16 protein-coding genes are annotated in these 17,764 nt (G+C 49.7%); 9 read left to right on the forward strand and 7 right to left on the reverse strand.

Annotation, left to right across the window (positions count from 1 at the left end):
- Nucleotides 1-47: 47 nt before the first annotated feature.
- Nucleotides 48-503: a hypothetical protein gene (locus AT705_RS12195; RefSeq protein WP_058796800.1), complete on the forward strand. Its 456-nt coding sequence runs from the start codon at nt 48-50 to the stop codon at nt 501-503.
- A gap of 110 nt (nt 504-613) precedes the next feature.
- Nucleotides 614-778, forward strand: a complete 165-nt coding sequence (locus AT705_RS25275) for a hypothetical protein (protein ID WP_155946288.1) — start codon at nt 614-616, stop codon at nt 776-778.
- Between the two features lie 45 nt (nt 779-823).
- Here the strand turns inward: AT705_RS25275 and tusA are convergent, their stop codons facing one another.
- From tusA to fadB, 3 genes are all read right to left on the reverse strand, one after another.
- Nucleotides 824-1,063: a sulfurtransferase TusA gene (tusA, locus tag AT705_RS12200; RefSeq protein WP_058796801.1), complete on the reverse strand. Its 240-nt coding sequence runs from the start codon at nt 1,061-1,063 to the stop codon at nt 824-826.
- 159 nt (nt 1,064-1,222) lie between these two features.
- A complete protein-coding gene (gene fadA, locus AT705_RS12205) occupies nt 1,223-2,392 on the reverse strand; it encodes an acetyl-CoA C-acyltransferase FadA (protein WP_010384841.1) in 1,170 nt (389 codons plus the stop codon).
- Between the two features lies 1 nt (nt 2,393).
- On the reverse strand, nt 2,394-4,556 hold the full coding sequence (gene fadB, locus AT705_RS12210) for a fatty acid oxidation complex subunit alpha FadB (protein ID WP_058796802.1): 2,163 nt from the start codon (nt 4,554-4,556) through the stop codon (nt 2,394-2,396).
- 355 nt (nt 4,557-4,911) lie between these two features.
- Here fadB and AT705_RS12215 point away from each other — a divergent pair, with 355 nt between their 5' ends.
- From AT705_RS12215 to AT705_RS12240, 6 genes are all read left to right on the forward strand, one after another.
- A complete protein-coding gene (locus tag AT705_RS12215) occupies nt 4,912-6,813 on the forward strand; it encodes a lytic transglycosylase domain-containing protein (RefSeq protein WP_237113725.1) in 1,902 nt (633 codons plus the stop codon).
- 131 nt (nt 6,814-6,944) lie between these two features.
- Nucleotides 6,945-8,270: a Xaa-Pro dipeptidase gene (gene pepQ, locus AT705_RS12220; protein ID WP_058796803.1), complete on the forward strand. Its 1,326-nt coding sequence runs from the start codon at nt 6,945-6,947 to the stop codon at nt 8,268-8,270.
- 68 nt (nt 8,271-8,338) lie between these two features.
- Complete coding sequence (locus AT705_RS12225) at nt 8,339-8,956, forward strand: YigZ family protein (RefSeq protein WP_058796804.1); 618 nt, start codon at nt 8,339-8,341, stop codon at nt 8,954-8,956.
- 76 nt (nt 8,957-9,032) lie between these two features.
- Nucleotides 9,033-10,484: a TrkH family potassium uptake protein gene (locus AT705_RS12230; protein WP_010384834.1), complete on the forward strand. Its 1,452-nt coding sequence runs from the start codon at nt 9,033-9,035 to the stop codon at nt 10,482-10,484.
- 520 nt (nt 10,485-11,004) lie between these two features.
- Entirely contained in the window at nt 11,005-11,493 is a 489-nt protein-coding gene (locus tag AT705_RS12235; protein WP_058796805.1) for a hypothetical protein, read from the forward strand.
- An 86-nt stretch (nt 11,494-11,579) separates the two neighbouring features.
- On the forward strand, nt 11,580-12,266 hold the full coding sequence (locus AT705_RS12240; RefSeq protein ID WP_058796806.1) for a flagellar brake domain-containing protein: 687 nt from the start codon (nt 11,580-11,582) through the stop codon (nt 12,264-12,266).
- Between the two features lie 35 nt (nt 12,267-12,301).
- Here AT705_RS12240 and trkA read toward each other — a convergent pair whose 3' ends face one another.
- Genes trkA through def form a run of 4 tightly spaced genes read right to left on the reverse strand, consistent with a single transcriptional unit; the run spans nt 12,302 to nt 16,479 of the window.
- A complete protein-coding gene (gene trkA, locus AT705_RS12245) occupies nt 12,302-13,678 on the reverse strand; it encodes a Trk system potassium transporter TrkA (RefSeq protein ID WP_010384830.1) in 1,377 nt (458 codons plus the stop codon).
- A gap of 17 nt (nt 13,679-13,695) precedes the next feature.
- Nucleotides 13,696-14,979: a 16S rRNA (cytosine(967)-C(5))-methyltransferase RsmB gene (rsmB, locus tag AT705_RS12250; RefSeq protein ID WP_058796807.1), complete on the reverse strand. Its 1,284-nt coding sequence runs from the start codon at nt 14,977-14,979 to the stop codon at nt 13,696-13,698.
- The gene (gene fmt, locus AT705_RS12255; RefSeq protein ID WP_058796808.1) at nt 14,979-15,923 is read right to left on the reverse strand and encodes a methionyl-tRNA formyltransferase; all 945 of its coding nucleotides are present in this window, start codon (nt 15,921-15,923) and stop codon (nt 14,979-14,981) included. Before fmt ends, rsmB begins: the two co-directional genes overlap by 1 nt.
- Before the next feature lie 46 nt (nt 15,924-15,969).
- Nucleotides 15,970-16,479 (reverse strand): peptide deformylase, encoded by a 510-nt coding sequence (gene def / locus AT705_RS12260; RefSeq protein ID WP_010384826.1) that lies wholly within the window; start codon nt 16,477-16,479, stop codon nt 15,970-15,972.
- A gap of 116 nt (nt 16,480-16,595) precedes the next feature.
- On the opposite strand from def, the gene AT705_RS12265 reads away from it, so the two are divergent.
- On the forward strand, nt 16,596-17,717 hold the full coding sequence (locus AT705_RS12265) for a LysM peptidoglycan-binding domain-containing protein (protein ID WP_058796809.1): 1,122 nt from the start codon (nt 16,596-16,598) through the stop codon (nt 17,715-17,717).
- The last annotated feature ends 47 nt before the right edge of the window (nt 17,718-17,764 follow it).

Here is a 17,764-nt window from a genome sequence, read left to right on the forward strand (position 1 = left end):
CAAGCCAGCATTCGTGCTGGCTTTTATTTTTGTGATCGGGATTAACAATGAAACAGCACATCATTGCCTTGATAATGGCATTGGGTTTGAGTGCCTGTACGACGGCACCTCATCAGTCAACGGATAGTTCAAGTGAGCAGCATGTCACAAGCAATGCGTCTCCTGCCGTGGACAGACCTATGTATCTGCGCGGTGACTTTACTTTATGGGATGCCGACGAAGTTTACCGGTTGACGCAGACCCAGACTGGGCTTTACAGCGTACGGGTTCGCTTTATGAGCCCGGGAAAAGTGTATGAATTTAAAATTGCGGATGCGAAATGGACGCCAGGTTATAACTGCGGCTTTCGCTATGATGGCAAAGTGAACCTGGGCAAACCGGTTGTTGCGGACTGTGACACTGTGTACAACTACTTTGCTTTTATGCCAGACAGAAAAGGCTGGTACCGTATTTCACTGGACTCAAGAGGCGCAGTGCCAAAAGTCATAGTCCAGCGCGATTAAGCCGGGACTGCACAAAACGAAGTGTGCAGTTTTTTCGCTTGAATATTGTACTTTCTTAATTGTTTTGATATTGTGAACTTTGAGTTAAATAAAATAAACAAGGAAAAACAATGAAAATTAAACTAAATAAAAAAGCAGTTAAAAATCTATCTGATAAGCAAGTTATTGGGCAGCAGGCGACTCCTGCTATCAATGGGGGTGGCGGTCCACAGCAAGAATTAGCGACCTGGCACCGTGGTTGGATATCTTGTATCGAATGTCCAATTCTCGTGTAGTACACGCATTGATATAGCTGGTGGGGCTCCTCACCAGCTCAAAAATCATTTCCCTTTCTTTACCAGGTAGCGGTAAGGAAGGTCATCCACTTCTTTGGCTACCAAAGTGTGATCCATAAACTCACAAAAGCTGGGAATATCCCGGGTCGTTGACGGGTCATCGGCCAGAATCAACAGGGTTTCACCGTCCTGCATTTTTCTTACTTTACCACGGATCATCATCACGGGTTCAGGACAACGCAAGCCAATCGCATCAAGAGTGTGGTCAGTGTTGTCAAAGTTCATGGCTGTGTCCCCGGTAAATAAAACGCCTATTCTAGCGCGCCTTGTATAACAAATAAATACTCGTGTGAACGGGTCGCTGTCTGGATATAAAAAAGGCAAGCTGCGGTATGCAGCTTGCCTTGGTCACCAAGTTAAAATGGTTAGGGAATCGCGTATTGGTTAGTCGTCAACGCGTTCAAACACGGTGGCGATACCCTGGCCCAGACCAATACACATGGTCGCCAGACCATATTTCGCACCTTTGTCTTCCATAATATGGATTAAGGATGTGCTGATCCGTGAGCCCGAACAGCCCAGTGGGTGGCCCAGCGCAATCGCACCGCCATTGAGGTTGACTTTCTCATCTGCAACATCCAGCAAGCCAAGGTCTTTCAGAACCGGCAATGACTGTGCAGCAAACGCTTCGTTCAGCTCTGCCACATCGATATCTTCAATGCTCAGACCTGCCTGCTTCAGCGCTTTCTGGCTGGCAGGAACCGGACCGTAACCCATGATGGATGGATCGCAGCCTGCAACCGCCATTGACTTGATGCGTGCGCGGATCGGCAGGCCCAGTTCTTTGGCTTTTGACTCACTCATAACCAGCATGGCTGAAGCACCATCAGACAGAGCAGATGACGTACCTGCTGTGACTGTACCTGAAGCCGGATTGAATACCGGACGTAACTGACTCAGGCCTTCCATGGTGGTTTCCGGGCGGATCACTTCGTCGTGTTCAACCAGCACCGGTGCACCATCGGCATCGTGACCTTCCATCGGTAAAATTTCACGAGCGAAACGGCCTTCGACTGTGGCTGCGTGAGCGCGCTGATGTGAGCGAACCGCAAAGGCATCTTGCTGCTCGCGGTTAATACCGTGCAGGGTAGCCAGGTATTCCGCAGTCAGACCCATAACGCCTGCGGCTTGTGCAACCGAAGTCGACAAACCCGGGTGGAAGTCATTACCGTGCGTCATCGGGACGTGGCCCATGTGCTCCACACCACCAATCAGGTAAGTATCGCCAGCACCAGTCATGATCGCACGTGCAGCATCATGCAATGCCTGCATGGAAGAACCACACAAGCGGTTTACCGTGACCGCAGGTACGGTATGTGGAATGCCGGCCAGCAGGGCGGCATTGCGGCCCACGTTGAAGCCTTGCTCCAGGGTTTGTTGTACACAACCCCAGTAAATGTCATCGATAGAATCCGGTGCCACAGCCGGGTTGCGATCCAGCAGCCCTTTCATCAAGTGGGCACTCAGATCTTCAGCACGTTTGTGTTTGAACACGCCAGCTTTGGAGCGGCCCATTGGCGTACGAATACAATCTACGATTACAGCCTGTTCCATGTTACTGACCCTCCACTTTGTAGAATACTTTACCGGTAGCTGCCCACTCACGGGTTTGCTCCGACACCTGATAGATTTCGCCTAAATGTGCGTACTTGTCGGCGATTTTCACGAATTCCGCCAGACCTAGCTGATCCAGATAACGGAATGCGCCACCACGGAACGGCGGGAAACCAATACCGTAGATCAGTGCCATATCGGCTTCTTGTGGTGAGGCAACGATGCCTTCTTGCAGACACAACAGGACTTCGTTGATCATCGGTACCATACAGCGCTCGATGATGGTTTGTTTGTCAAACTGTGCCGGCGCATCACAAATTTCACTCAACAGGGCAACGGCGTCGGCATCTTTGCTTTTCTTCAGGCGACCTTTGCGATCAGGTGCATACTGGTAGAAACCTTTCTGGTTTTTCTGTCCAAAGCGATTTGCGTTGGCCAGGTGGGCAACTGGATCTTTATCCTGACGTGCCATGCGGGTTGGGAAACCATCCGCCATCACGCCGGTACAGTGATTGGCTGTGTCGATCCCAACAACGTCCAGCAGGTAAGCCGGCCCCATTGGCCAACCAAAGACATTTTCCATGACTTTGTCGACTTGTGTGAAGTCAGCCCCCTCTACGACCAGCTGACTGAAGCCCGCAAAGTAAGGGAACAAGACACGGTTAACAAAGAAGCCTGGACAGTCATTCACAACGATTGGCGACTTGCCCAGTTTCAGTGCATAGTCGACAACGGCTGCAACGGTGTCATCTGAGGTTTTTGCACCGCGAATGATCTCAACCAGCGGCATTTTAGGCACCGGGTTAAAGAAGTGCATACCACAGAAGTGTTCGGGATGCGCTAGTCCTTCTGCCAGTTCATCGATGCGAATGGTTGAAGTGTTCGAGGTCAGGATCGTGCCAGCGGGTAGTTGCTGCTCAAGGCCCGCTAGTACGGTTTTCTTGATTTGTGGGTTCTCGACAACCGCTTCAACGATGATGTCACTGCCTTCCAGGTCACGGTCATTCAGCGTTGGCTTGATCTGTGCCAGTGTGCCAACCATTTTGTCCAGCTTCATGTGACCACGCTCGACTTTTTTGCCCAGCAACTTGGCCGCTTCGCCCATGCCTAAGTCCAGTGCACCCTGACTGATGTCTTTCATGACAATCGGTGTACCTTTATATGCTGACTGATAAGCGATACCGCCACCCATGATGCCAGCACCCAGAACGGCTGCTTGCTTGATGTCAGTCTGACTTTGCTTCGCCTGTTTCTTGGCAACGCCTTTGATGTACTGATCGGCCAGGAAGATCCCGGTTTGTGCCGCTGCTTCTGCGGTCTTAGCCAGTTTGGCGAAGCTTGCGTTTTCGACTGCCATCGCTTCATCGCGACCCATATTGGCTGCAGCTTTGATGGTTTTAACCGCCATAACAGGTGCCGGGTAGTGGCCTTTGGTTTTGGCCATGACCATGCCTTCGGCCATCGCAAAGCTCATGCCTTGCTCAACGCGGTTCATTTTCAGCGGGTCTAGCTTGATTTGGCGCTTAGCACGCCAGTCCAGCTTACCGGCTACGGCTTGCTCCATGGTACGCAGTGCGGCGTCCATCAGCTTATCCTGAGCGACGACGGCATCCACTGCTCCGACTTTTAGCGCGTCAGCCGCGCGGTTTTCTTTACCTGTGGTGATCCAGGTCATCGCGTTGTCCGCACCAATGAGGCGTGGCAGACGTACGGTACCACCAAAGCCTGGCATAATGCCCAGCTTCACTTCTGGCAGGCCAATTTTTGCGCTGTCAGAGGCAATACGATAATCGGTAGCAAGTACCCACTCACAACCACCGCCCAGTGCCAGACCATTGACCGCAGACAAGGTTGGGAAAGGTAAATCTTCCAGGGCATCAAATACGTCGGTGGCTGCTTTGATCCATTCAACCAGCTCGGCTTCCGGGCGGTCAAAGGTAGGCAGGAACTCGAAAATGTCGGCTCCAACAATAAAGTGGTCTTTGTCGGAGCTAAAAATCAGGCCGTCGATGTCATCACGTTGTGCCAGCTCTTTGAGCGCCGCATGACAATCTTGCAGGGTTTGCTGAGATAATTTGTTGACCGAACCTGGCAAACAAAACTTAAACTCAGCGATTTTGCCTTTGTAGAAATCCACAACAAAGGACTCGCGTTTCATTAACATACATGTTCTCCCGTGTTTTTACACTGGTACGATGAGTTGTCATTTCATTCAGTGTGGCGTCTTTAAAAGAAAATTGCAATGAAAAATTTACCGCAGGTTTACTGCAAAGGGTTAGGCACAATGCTAAGGTGGTTTGGCTGATTATTTTCCGGATGACAAGGTTTGTCCGGACGTTAAGCCTTGGGCAAGTTGCCACGCAATAGTCTGGTGTTAAACACACGACTGTTTGGGGTACACAGTGCGCCCGGGCAGGGAACTCACAGAAAGGAAGGTGTTTTGGTGTGGGCCTTATCTAGTTGCATTTTTGACACGCCAGAACATTAACTGACAATCAAGAGAATGAAAGTTAAGCACTATGAAATTATGGTTTAGTCGTTTTGCTGTCACGTGCCTTGCAGTGTGCAGTGGGGCCTGGAGCCACTTGGGACAGGCTGCGGATCCGCATAAGGCGTTTAAAGACGCAGAGCGCGTAGCGTGGAGTGGCAATTATCAGGCTTTTAAAAAGTCGCTGGCTGAGCTCGATCATCCCCTCAAGCCTTATGTTGAGGCAACCTTCTATAAACGCCATCCAAAGCTCAAATATCAGGACGAAATAGGGCGGTTTTTGTCGATTTATGATCATACGCCATTGGATTGGATGGTACGAAAGAGTTGGTTGAATTATCTCAAGCGTCGCAACAAGAAAGCCCTTTTTATAGAACATTATCAGGACACCACCAATGCGGAGCTGAAATGTACCTACTTACAGTTCCAGCTTGACCTGGGCGCGCCACAGAAAGCCATTTTGGATCAGGTAGAGCCATTGTGGGTTGTCGGTAAGTCTCAACCCAAAGCTTGCGATAAATTGTTTAGCCGCTGGCAGAAAGCCGGGTATCGGACACAAGCGCTGGTGTGGCAAAGGATCACGCACACTGCGCAGGGCGGTCAGGCATCGTTACTGAAGTATTTAAAAACCTTATTGCCCCGCAATGAAGCCTATTTGGCAGATCTGTATCTTAGCGTACGGCGCGATCCCAGCGCATCAGCTGGTCTTTACCGATATAAGCAGCGCTCTGCTAAAGAAGCGGAGATAGCCGTTTATGGTGTCCGGCGTTTGATCTGGCGTGATCCTAAACTGGCATTGCGCGCCTGGGATAAATTACAGGGCATGTTTACCTTTACTCGGGCACAACAGGACAGTGTGGCATATCGGTTTGCCCTGGCACTGGCTTCAAAAGGACATGAGCAGGCAAAGTTCTGGCTAAACAAAGTGCCCCCGGAATTACAAGATAAGAAACTGCGTCAGTGGCTGATGAGTAACATGCTTAAAGAGCAGGATTGGGAAGGGATCGCCGTGCTGTTTACGGGCATGGAAAATCTCAGTCATGGTCAGACATACTGGCTGGGCTATAGCTATGCCAAGCGTAATCAGACGGAAAAGGCGCAAGCCCTGTGGCGACAGATTGCATCGAAGCGTGATTACTATGGTTTTCTTGCTGCTGCGCGCCTGGATCTGCCAGCGCAACTCAATGCTGAGCCGCTGAATGTGCCGCCGAGCATTGTGGCCAAGGTCTCGGAAGCACCTGGCTTTAAAAGGGCAAAAGCGCTCTATGAGCTGGAGCGTTTTACCGCAGCGCGTCGTGAGTGGAATTATTTGACCAATACCTCCAGTACCGCGGAAAAACTGGCGGCGTCTTTACTGGCAGTTGAACTCGATTGGTATGACAGCACCATTTATACGCTGGCTCAGATCAAAGCCTGGAACTATGTAGACTTACGTTTTCCAATGGCATTTGACGATTTGTTTGTTCGCTACAGTGAACGCAATAAAGTTGATTTGGCGTGGAGCTTTGCGATTGCCCGCAGAGAAAGTTCATTCGCGCCCGATGCGCGCTCTCATGCAGATGCGTATGGCCTGATGCAGCTGCTGCCCAGTACCGCGAAGTATGTGGCTAAGTCACGGGTATCGACGCGCCAATTAATGAAACCAGCGACCAATATTCGCCTGGGTACCGATTATCTCGATTACCTGAAAGGGAAGAATAAAGGCAACGAGATCCTGGCTACAGCCTCTTACAATGCCGGTTTTCATCGGGTGAAGCGCTGGATCCCACAAGAGGCTATGCCTGCGGAGTTATGGATCGAATTGATCCCATACCGGGAAACCCGTGATTATGTTAAAAATGTCATGGCGTATCGGCAGGTTTATCACGCCAAGTTAGGCCGTGAGGGGAACATTCTGGCCTGCATTCTCGATATGCAAATCGGTGGTAAGTAAAGCGCGTAACCTGCTCAGTTGTCGGTTTGTCTCGCGATAGCGAGGCTGACCGCGGCCCGCTTTACTTCTTTAAACCTGTGGCGCTATGTTAGACTCAGTGACAAGCGAATTAAATAAAAATGGGTACACCAATGGAACAATTAGCAAATTTGTATGCCGAGCATATCGCAACGCTGCAACAGCGTACGAAGACCATAATTGAACGTGAGAATCTGGATGGACTCGTGATCCACTCCGGGCAGGCCAAGCGCCAGTTTCTGGATGACATGTATTATCCGTTCAAGGTGAACCCGCAATTCAAGGCGTGGTTACCGGTCATCGATAATCCGCACTGTTGGCTGGTGGTGAATGGCACTGATAAGCCTAAGTTGATTTTCTATCGTCCTGTGGATTTCTGGCACAAAGTACCGGACGAGCCGAGTGACTATTGGGCAGATTATTTTGACATTCAACTGCTGCTTCAGCCCGACCAGGTTGAACAATACTTACCGTACGACAAAGCAAACCTGGCTTATGTTGGTGAGTATCTTGAAGTGGCACAGGCACTCGGATTTACACAGGTGAATCCGGAGCCGGTGATGAACTATTTGCATTTCCACCGTGCCTACAAGACCCACTATGAACTTACCTGTTTACGCGAAGCAAATCGCCTTGCAGTGCTGGGCCACAAAGCCGCACGCGATGCTTTTTATGCCAAAGAGTCGGAGTACGGTATTCAGCAAGCTTATTTGCAAGCCACTGAGCACATGGAAAACGACACACCGTACGGCAACATCGTGGCGCTAAACGAGAATTGCGCGATCTTGCATTACACGCATTTTGAGCGTCGTGCGCCGCAGCAGCACTTATCTTTCCTGATTGATGCAGGAGCTAACTTCAATGGTTATGCATCTGACATTACGCGTACTTATGATTTTGCGCGTCAGGGAGCATTTTCTGATCTTATCCAGGTGATGAATACTCATCAGATTGAATTAGGTAAAGGATTACAACCGGGTAAGCTATATGGCGAGTTGCACCTGGACTGCCACAAGCGCATTGCTCAGGTGCTGGTGGATTTTGATCTGGTGCGTGGCCTGAGCGTTGATGGGATCCTGGAGCAGGGCATTACATCGACGTTCTTCCCGCATGGCCTGGGCCACCACCTAGGCTTGCAGGTTCATGACATGGGTGGCTTTATGGCGGATGAGCTGGGCACGCATCAGGCACCACCTGAAGGTCATCCGTTCTTACGCTGTACGCGTAAGATTGAAGCCGGTCAGGTATTTACTATTGAACCTGGTTTGTATTTTATTGATTCTCTTTTGGGTGATCTGGCGCAAACTGACAACAAACAGTACATTAACTGGGATAAAGTCGACGCGTTCAAGCCATATGGCGGGATCCGCATCGAAGATAATATCATTGTCCATGATGACCGCCTGGAGAATATGACCCGGGATCTGGCGCTGGATTAACCCAGTGTCTAAGTTAACTGTGTTAAACTGGGAGCCTTGTGCTCCCAGTGTTGTTTTGTTGAATTCCCATGTCTGAATACGCCATTCCAAGCAGTACCATTTCACATCACGAAGAAATTAAGAAAAGCACGTTTATCGTGCACATTGCCCATACGCCCACCTTAGAGGATGCCAAGGCATTTATCCGTGCTATTAACGAGCAATATCCAGATGCCCGGCATAATTGCTGGGCCCATATTGCCGGTGCGCCGGGTGGCAGCCATGTGTTGGGCTTTTCAGATGATGGGGAACCCAATGGCACGGCCGGTAAACCAATGTTAAATGTGTTGCTGGGCTCCGGACTCGGAGAGATCACAGCCGTAACCACACGTTATTTCGGGGGCATTAAGCTTGGCACGGGGGGGCTGGTGCGCGCTTATGGGGGAACGCTTAACAATGCGCTGGACACACTGCCGACTCAAATAAAGATCCCTGCCAGTATTTTAGTGGGTGAATCTGATTATGGCCTGCAGGGGAATATAGAGCAGCACCTTAATAGCCAGTACACCGTACTCAACATAGATAAGCAGTATGGAGCGTCTATCTCCTGGGAGATTGAACTGGATAGTCGTGAAGCAAAAACAGCGATTGCGTCGGTGCATGACCTGACTCATGGTGCCGTGTCACTCAGGCTCAAAGCATCCTGAGACGGGTTTCGCGGTTTACTAACTGAGTGATGTATTAGACAATCAGGTGTAATTACAATAACTCGCGAATCGCGCTATGCAATTTCGTACCATTATAAAGATACTCGGACAGCTTGTAGCGCTCTTTAGTCTGACTATGGTGCCACCGGCTCTGGTGTCTTTGATCTATAAGGACGGTGGTGGTGTGCCGTTTGTCCTGGCATTTATCTTTAGTGTGCTGATTGGCCTGATGGCCTACTACCCAAACCGCAAAGAGCAGGGCGATCTGAAAGCCAGAGAGGGCTTCCTGATCGTGGTCTTGTTCTGGCTGGTACTGGGGGCTTTTGCGGCTGTGCCGCTGATCTTCTTAAGTGAACCCAATCTGTCGTTTGCCGATGCGGTTTTTGAGGCGTTTTCTGGCCTCACGACCACGGGCGCAACGGTATTAACGGGCATTGAGTATTTACCTAAATCTGTCCTTTTTTATCGTCAGCAATTGCAATGGCTCGGTGGTATGGGGATCATTGTTTTGGCCGTTGCGGTATTGCCAATGCTAGGTGTTGGTGGCATGCAGCTATACCGGGCGGAGACACCCGGTCCGGTCAAGGACTCGAAAATGACCCCCCGGATAGCCGATACCGCCAAACATTTATGGTATATCTATGTGACACTGACACTGGCCTGCACGCTGGCTTATGCCTGGGCTGGAATGAGTTGGTTCGATGCTATCTGCCATGCGTTTGCGACGATTGCCATTGGTGGGTTCTCAACCTATGATGCCTCAATAGGCCACTTCGACAGCCCGATGATCAATGCCATTTGTGTGTTCTTCCTGCTCATTGCTGCCGCCAATTTTTCACTGCATTATGCCGCTGTGGCGGGTCGTAATATCAAAGTTTACTTCAGAGATCCTGAGCTCAAAGTCTTTTTGTTTATTCAGCTTGCGCTGGTGGTGTTATGTTTTGCGGTGCTGTCGTCTAAGCAGGTATATAGTAATGGTGACGAAACGCTGGATCATGCTTTGTTTCAGGCCGTCTCTATCAGTACCACCGCAGGTTTTGCCACCGACAGCTTTGCAGCCTGGCCTTTGTTCCTGCCCATTTTGTTGATCTTTTCCAGTTTCATTGGTGGCTGTGCCGGTTCTACGGGTGGTGGTATGAAAGTGGTGCGGGTATTCCTGCTTTACTTACAGGGGATCCGAGAGCTGAATCGTCTGGTGCACCCTCGTGCCATATATTCCATTAAGTTGGGGCGTAAGGCGCTACCCGATAAAGTGGTCGAAGCTGTATGGGGATTTTTCTCGGCCTACGCACTGGTCTTTGTGATCATCATGATTGCCTTGCTGGGTACCGGACTGGACAATATCACAGCGTTTTCAGCAACCGCGGCATGTTTAAACAACCTTGGCCCAGGTTTGGGTGATGTTGCGGCGCATTATGGGGATATTCCCGACTCTGCAAAATGGATTTTAACTTTGGCTATGGTATTCGGCCGTCTCGAAATTTTCACTCTGTTAGTGCTGTTCACCCCCACGTTCTGGCGTGGGTGAGGCACGGTCGCCGAGCTGTGGATGGTCGAGCCGGAATACACCGCCATGGATGGCTGATATTCCTGTCCTAAGCTCTGCCGATTGAATGAAGCGAGGGGTCCGAAGTATCGACGGGTTAGCTTATCTTTATTTGTTTCAGCACTCATCCAAAAGACCGGTCTGACTATTTCGTTGCTGCCACAGAGTAAGGCCAATCTGTTGTTCAGCATGCATCCTGAGCAAATCAAAATGACCTATTAAAGGTATTTTTGTAAATTTTTTAATATTTATTTTTCTGTCTTTTACATTTCAAAATAATTACAACTCTATTTAAATCATAGTGATACGTTGTTTTTTATAAAATTGCGTATTAGCCAAATTAACGCCGGTTAAAAAATATATAAAAAATCGCAAAAAATGCATTTTTTCATTAGCGGCAGTGTCATATTTGTATCGTCAGGGTTAATTCCCTACTTTTTTTAAGTTACCCACACCGGACTGTGGGTGTTGCCAGAAAACAAAACTATGAGGAATGGCCAAGATGTTTGCCATGTCACATCAAAATAAACATAAAGCAATGCAAGCAGGGATGATCAGCCGGGTAAACCTGTCTGACGGCGCCAGTGACTTAACAGAGTGTGTGGCTCAACTCAACCAGTATATGAGTGGAACCGGGTGCTTACAGTATGATAGTTGCCTGCCATCCGCGCACGGAAGTGTGCCATTACAGCGTTGCGATGGCGTAGAAGTGAGTGAGTGCGTGATAGGTATTATTTCAGAAAATGCATTGTGGCAAACCCGGACTTTGCCTCCTCTGATGCTCAAAGAGCACGCTGGTCAACTAACGAACACTGCTCATGATCACATGCTGGGTATTACCTTTATTACAAAGCGTAATGGTGAACCTATGCTGTTCTTTACCGAACATTATGAGCAACATCTGGCACTGAGCACGATTGAAGTACAAAGCCGTATGATGACGCTCAGGGATGCAGCAATTTTGCTGAAAGGATATTTACAACAAGGGTAAGTCTGTTCCTGCAATGGGTTTTTCAGCATTATAAAAAGTGTATTTTGCTGCTACACTATCAGCAGAGTAGTTAGCAGGGTTACAAGATGTTGAAGCGTAAAACGCAACGGAGCAGGAAGCACTTAACGCAGATCCCCGCAGGCAGTTTGATTGATATTGAAATCGTTATGCCAGCCAGCCGGAAACGCGTCCGTACTGAGTTTATCGGGGTGCTTGAAGATCAGTATATTATTTTAAATTATCCCAACCCTAAGCGACTCGGCGCGGCGGCTGATTATGTGAAGACAGGGACGGAGATCATTGTCCGGGCCCTGCCTGAAGATAGTAATGGGCAGATCATTGCTTTCAAAGAGACCATTAAAGCCATTAGTAATCACCCCGCGCGGCTTATTTTTCTTTACTATCCCCATGAAGTACAGACCTACCAGCTGCGCGCTCAAACCCGTGTACCAGCTTTAATCCCTGCCATTTTGCAGTTGCCCGATTACAATGAAGTGGGCGTGATCAGAGACATTTCGCTGTCGGGTATGATGTTTGATATTCAAAAAGAACACTTGCCTGACGACCTGGAATCAGAAAACTGTGAAGTTTTGATTGAAGGTAAAGACGACAATGCGTCTGCTATCAAAGGCAAAGTGTGCCGTATTATTGAAAGTGCAGAGGGTAATGTGTCGCTGGGGATCCAGGTCATGGGCCCGGATACGACGATCAAAGCGGTGTTAAAAGATTACCTGATAGATTTGTCTATTCTGTCTGGAGAAGACGAGCACTAGCTGACCAAACCGGTTGGTCAGCCAGGGTCTGAGCATTACACAAACAGTGCGCTGACCTGGAAGAGCTTTTCAACCACACCAATCTGTTTTTTGTCGATCAGGAACATGATGACATGATCTCCCGAGAGGATGATGGTGTCATCGTGGGCTATCAGTACTTCGTCGTCACGAACTATGGCGCCAATGGTGGTGCCTGCTGGCAACTTGATGTCCCGAATGGCACGGCCAACCACTTTTGAGGTGTTCTCGTCGCCGTGTGCAACAGCTTCAATGGCTTCAGCAGCGCCCTTACGAAGTGAGTAAACGTTCACTATATCACCACGTCTAACGTGGGTGAGCAAAGCTGAAATGGTCGCTTGTTGAGGTGAAATCGCAATGTCGATTTCTCCCCCCTGTACCAGGTCAACGTACGCGCCTCGCTGGATGAGCACCATGGTCTTCTGCGCACCCATGCGTTTGGCGAGCATGGCAGCCATGATGTTTGCTTCATCGTCATTGGTGACCGCAATGAACACATCAACCTGTTCAATATGTTCTTCTGATAACAGCTCCTGATCAGACGCGTCACCACAAAAGACCACGGTGTTATCGAGCATTTCTGACAAGGACGATGCCCGGTCATGATTACGTTCGATAAGCTTAACACTGTGATTTTTTTCTAATGATCTGGCCAGACCGGCACCGATATTACCGCCACCGGCAATCATAATTTTACGATAAGACCGTTCGAGCTTTTGCAGCTCGTTCATGACCGCACGGATATGTTTGGTTGCCGCGATGAAGAACACTTCGTCGTCGGCTTCTATGACAGTGGTACCCAATGGTTTAATGGCTTTACCCTGACGGTAAATGGCCGCGACTCGGGTATCTACATTGGGGATATGCTCCTTCAGAGCAGACAGCGCATAGCCAACCAGCAGACCACCATAGTAAGCTTTAACGGCCACCAGAGATAACATCCCTTCGGCAAATTGCAGTACTTGCAATGCGCCAGGGTAATCGATCAGGCGGCGAATATAACGGGTAACCAGTTGCTCCGGCGCAATATAGTGATCGACTGGCAAGTCATCGTTATGAAACAGCTTTTCCCGATACTTCAGGTATTGCTCAGAGCGGATCCGGGCGATTTTAGTGGGCGTATTAAAAATACTATATGCCACCTGACAGGCGATCATATTCACTTCATCCGAACTGGTCACCGCAATGACCATATCGGCATCTTCGGCACCGGCTTGTCTGAGCACATCCGGGTGGGCACTATGTCCAGTCACGCCTTGCAGATCATACTTGTCCTGCAATTCTCTTAATCGTTCTCCGTCAATGTCGACAACGGTAATTTCATTCTGTTCGCCGACCAGGTTTTCGGCCAGAGTACCGCCGACTTGTCCGGCACCTAAGATGATGATTTTCATAAGTTAGTTAAGCGCTATTATTGTTTTTCCAGCCGTGCGTAATAAAAGCCATCAGTATGACCTGGTAGCAGTTGCAAACCAGGTGCGTCAGGCGTGTCCCGTTCATGCAATGGCGTGAGTTGAGCATCCGCAGTGCGTGATAAAAACGCGACTACTTGCTCTGTATTTTCCTGAGGCAAAACGGAGCACGTGGCATACACTAAGGTACCGCCGGGCTTAAGTAATGGCCAGATTGCATCCAGAATACGGGCTTGTAAAGTTGCCAGCTCGTCAATGTCGGTGGCACGACGCAGCCATTTGATGTCCGGATGTCGACGGATCACGCCGGTTGCCGAACAGGGCACATCTAATAAAATACGATCGAATTGTTCACCTTGCCACCAGGTATCTGGGGTGGCCGCATTGGCTTCAAGGCACTGTGCACTGAGGTGCAGGCGCTGCAGATTCTCGTCAACGCGTTTCAGGCGCTCACCATCCGCATCCAAAGCAATCACATTGGCATCGGCTAATTCGAGAATATGACAGGTTTTGCCACCTGGTGCGGCACAAGCATCCAAAATATGCTCGCCGTCTTGTGGCGTGAGCAACCGGGCGGCCATTTGTGCTGCTGCATCTTGCACTGAGCTGGCACCCTGAGTAAACGCAGGCAATTGTTGAACATCAACCGGCTTGGTCAGCAAAATGCCATCTGCAAAGTCCGCATCTAGGGTATAGGCAATGCCTTCGGCATCAAGGCGTTCTGCATAATCTGCTGTGGTTGATTGACGCTGGTTAACGCGTAGCCACATCGGTGCTTGTTGCTGATTGGCCGTTAAAATTTCTTCCCACTGCTGTGGATAAGCGGCTTGCAACTTTTTAATGAACCAGCCTGGGTGATTGTACTTGCAGACAGGGATTGCATTGGCACTGGCTTCTAAAGTGTCCTGAGCACGCTGAAAGTTACGTAATACCGCGTTGATCAGTCCTTTCAAGCCAGGCGCTTGAAGCTTGTTAGCAGCATTGACGGTTTCTGCCACTGCAGCGTGAGCAGGCACACGCATATGTTGCAGCTGATAAATACCCACATATAACAAAAACTGAAATACCCGGTTTTTGCCTTTGAGCGGTTGCTCGAGCAATTGCTGACAATAGTGCTCCAGACTGGGTAGGTGGCGTAAAACGCCATAGCAGATCTGTTGCAACAGGGCGCGATCTTTCACTGGTAGCTGACGGCTGGCATAAGGCAGTTGGGTTGTCAGGGACTGGCCCTTATCAACGACCTGAAACAGAGTTTGCGCGGCGAGCGCGCGTACATTGGCCATCAGGCACCCACCTGGCTACCGGGGGCGACCCAGTCGCTGCGGCCATTCAGGAAGTCTTGTGCCGACATGGGTTTTTTACCTTGGGGCTGGAGTTGAGTGATGGTCAGTGCTTGCTCACCACAGGCGATAGTTATCCCGCTCTTGTCGGCGCTGAGTACTTGTCCGGGTGTGCCTTGCTGAGAGACAACCTTGGCTTGCCAAATTTTAACTGTCTGGCCCTGCATTTGGGTGTAGCATACTGGCCAGGGGTTAAAGGCGCGAATGTTACGCTCAATTTGCAGTGCGTCTAGTTGCCAGTCAATATTGGCTTCTTCTTTAGAGAGCTTTTTGGCGTAGTTGGCCTGGGCGTCATCCTGTGGCTCAGCGTTAAGCGTGCCAGCAGCCAGTTTATCCAATGTGGCAACCAGCGCGTCCGGTCCGAGTTCGGCCAGTTTGTTATACAGGCTGGCACTGGTTTCGTCTTCATCAATCGGGCAGGTAGCAATATGCAGCATGTCGCCGGTATCCAGACCTTCATCCATTTGCATAATGGTCACGCCGGTTTCTTTATCGCCTGCCCAGATAGCACGTTGGATTGGGGCTGCACCGCGCCAGCGTGGCAGAATTGATCCATGGACATTCAGACAACCCAGTCGGGGTGTGTCCAGAATGGTTTTAGGTAACAGCAGACCATACGCCACCACGACCATTACGTCGGCATTCAGTGCAGCAAGTTCAGCCTGTGCGTCATCAGATTTGAGTGAGTGGGGTTGGAAGACAGGCAGACCGTGTTCTAATGCCAGAGTTTTCACTTCGCTGGCTTTGAGTTTTTTACCGCGCCCAGCAGGGCGGTCAGGTTGGCTGTATACAGCGACAACGTCATGATGTGATGCGATCAGCGCCGCCAAATGCTTGGCAGCAAAATCCGGGGTGCCCGCAAAGACAATACGCAGAGATTTGCTCACTTGAGGTTCCAGTTAGGTAGTATATTGATAGTCGGTAACGACACGCTTACGCGCGTGCCGCTAGTTTGGCTTCTTTTTCGATTTTTTTACGGATCCGCTGACGCTTCAACGGCGACAAGTAATCGATGAACAACTTGCCCTGCAGGTGGTCTAGTTCGTGTTGCACACACACGGCCAGTAGGCCATCGGCGTCAAACTCATAGCTTTCGCCATGCTCGTTAAGTGCTTTAACCGTCACTGTTTCTGCGCGATCCACTTTGGCATAGGAGTAAGGCACTGATAAGCAGCCTTCTTCACTGATGGTTGAGCCATCTTTTGCGATGATTTCCGGGTTGATCAACACGCGCGGTTCGTCGCGTTCTTCTGAGACATCGATCACCACAATACGCTGGTGAATGTCTACCTGCGTAGCAGCAAGGCCAATGCCATTTTCTTCATACATAGTTTCCAGCATGTCTGCGACGATCTGACGGATCTCGTCATTGACTTCGGCAACCGGTTTTGCAACCGTGCGTAAACGTTCATCTGGAAAACTCAGTACTGCTAACTTAGCCATAGATACCTTTTACACTTGAATTAAATGGGGTAATGTATGCTCTTATTTTAGCCATTCACGTTCCCCTTTAACAGGTTTTGGTGGATAATATCGAAAAATAACTCAAGGAAGCCTGCATGAAATCTCATATTGCCGCCCTTTTGCTGGCAACGAGTGCTGTTTTTCCTGCCCTAGCACAAACGCTGGCGGTAAAAACCAGTGCGCCCGAGCGTTATATTGTTAAGAAAGGGGATACCCTTTGGGATATTTCTAGCCTGTATCTGAACAGTCCCTGGAAGTGGCCTGCGCTGTGGCAGTGGAATCCACAGGTCAAGAACCCGCATCTGATTTATCCGGGAGACGTGTTATCGCTACATTACGACAGCGAGGGTAACCCACGTCTGAGCCTGGCCAAAGGGGTACGTCGATTATCACCTCAAGTCCGTGTTGTGAGCGATAAAAATCAGGCTATACCAACCTTGCCATTGGCGGTAATGGAACCGTTTATGCGCTTTGAACAAGCAATGGCTGAGGGCGATTTTGCTCAATTGCCTATGGTGCTGGGCTCAAACTTTAATTATAAAATGAATATCGAGGGTCACCTTTTGTATGTAAAAGGGGATCTGCCGCGGGGGGGGAACTACGGTATTTATCGCAAAGGAGATGCTTACCGGGATCCGGATAACGGCGCGATACTAGCCTATGAATCGGTGCTGGTCGGAACGGGCCGGGTGATAAGGACTGGTAACATTGAGGCAGGTCAGCCAAGCACGGTAAAAATAGAATCAGTGCGTCGGGAAGTGAAACCCAGTGACGTGTTGATGCCGATCTCCAGCGGGCAAAGTTATTCGGCTAACTTTAAAATGACTCAGCCTGTTCAGGCCATTTCTGGCAACATCATTGCCAGCAGTAATAAACTGCGAGAGTTCAGCACCATGGCGGTGGTGGTTATCGACTTAGGTCGTAAAGATGACCTGCAAGAGGGGAATATACTTGCAATTCATCGTCAGTCTCCTACAGTGGTTGAAAGTGAAGCGGGCCCAAGCTATGTCGAGGACGCCAGCAGCCTGGATAAGGTGATCACCGAAGTCAGCGAATGGTTTGGCGAAGGGAATGACGAAGACAGCGTCGTCTGGCACATGCCAAAGGAAAAGGTGGGTGAACTGATGCTGTTTAAAGTATATGACAACATTAGTTATGCCATGGTCACTAAGACCCGACAGCCCGTTAGAGTGGGAGACTCCGTTAGCAGTCGTTAATCTCCCGCGTCTCAATAAAGCTGATTGAATTAAGCACAGTAGCTGGA

It is taken from the genome of Pseudoalteromonas rubra, from assembly GCF_001482385.1.
GTDB lineage: Bacteria > Pseudomonadota > Gammaproteobacteria > Enterobacterales > Alteromonadaceae > Pseudoalteromonas > Pseudoalteromonas ardens.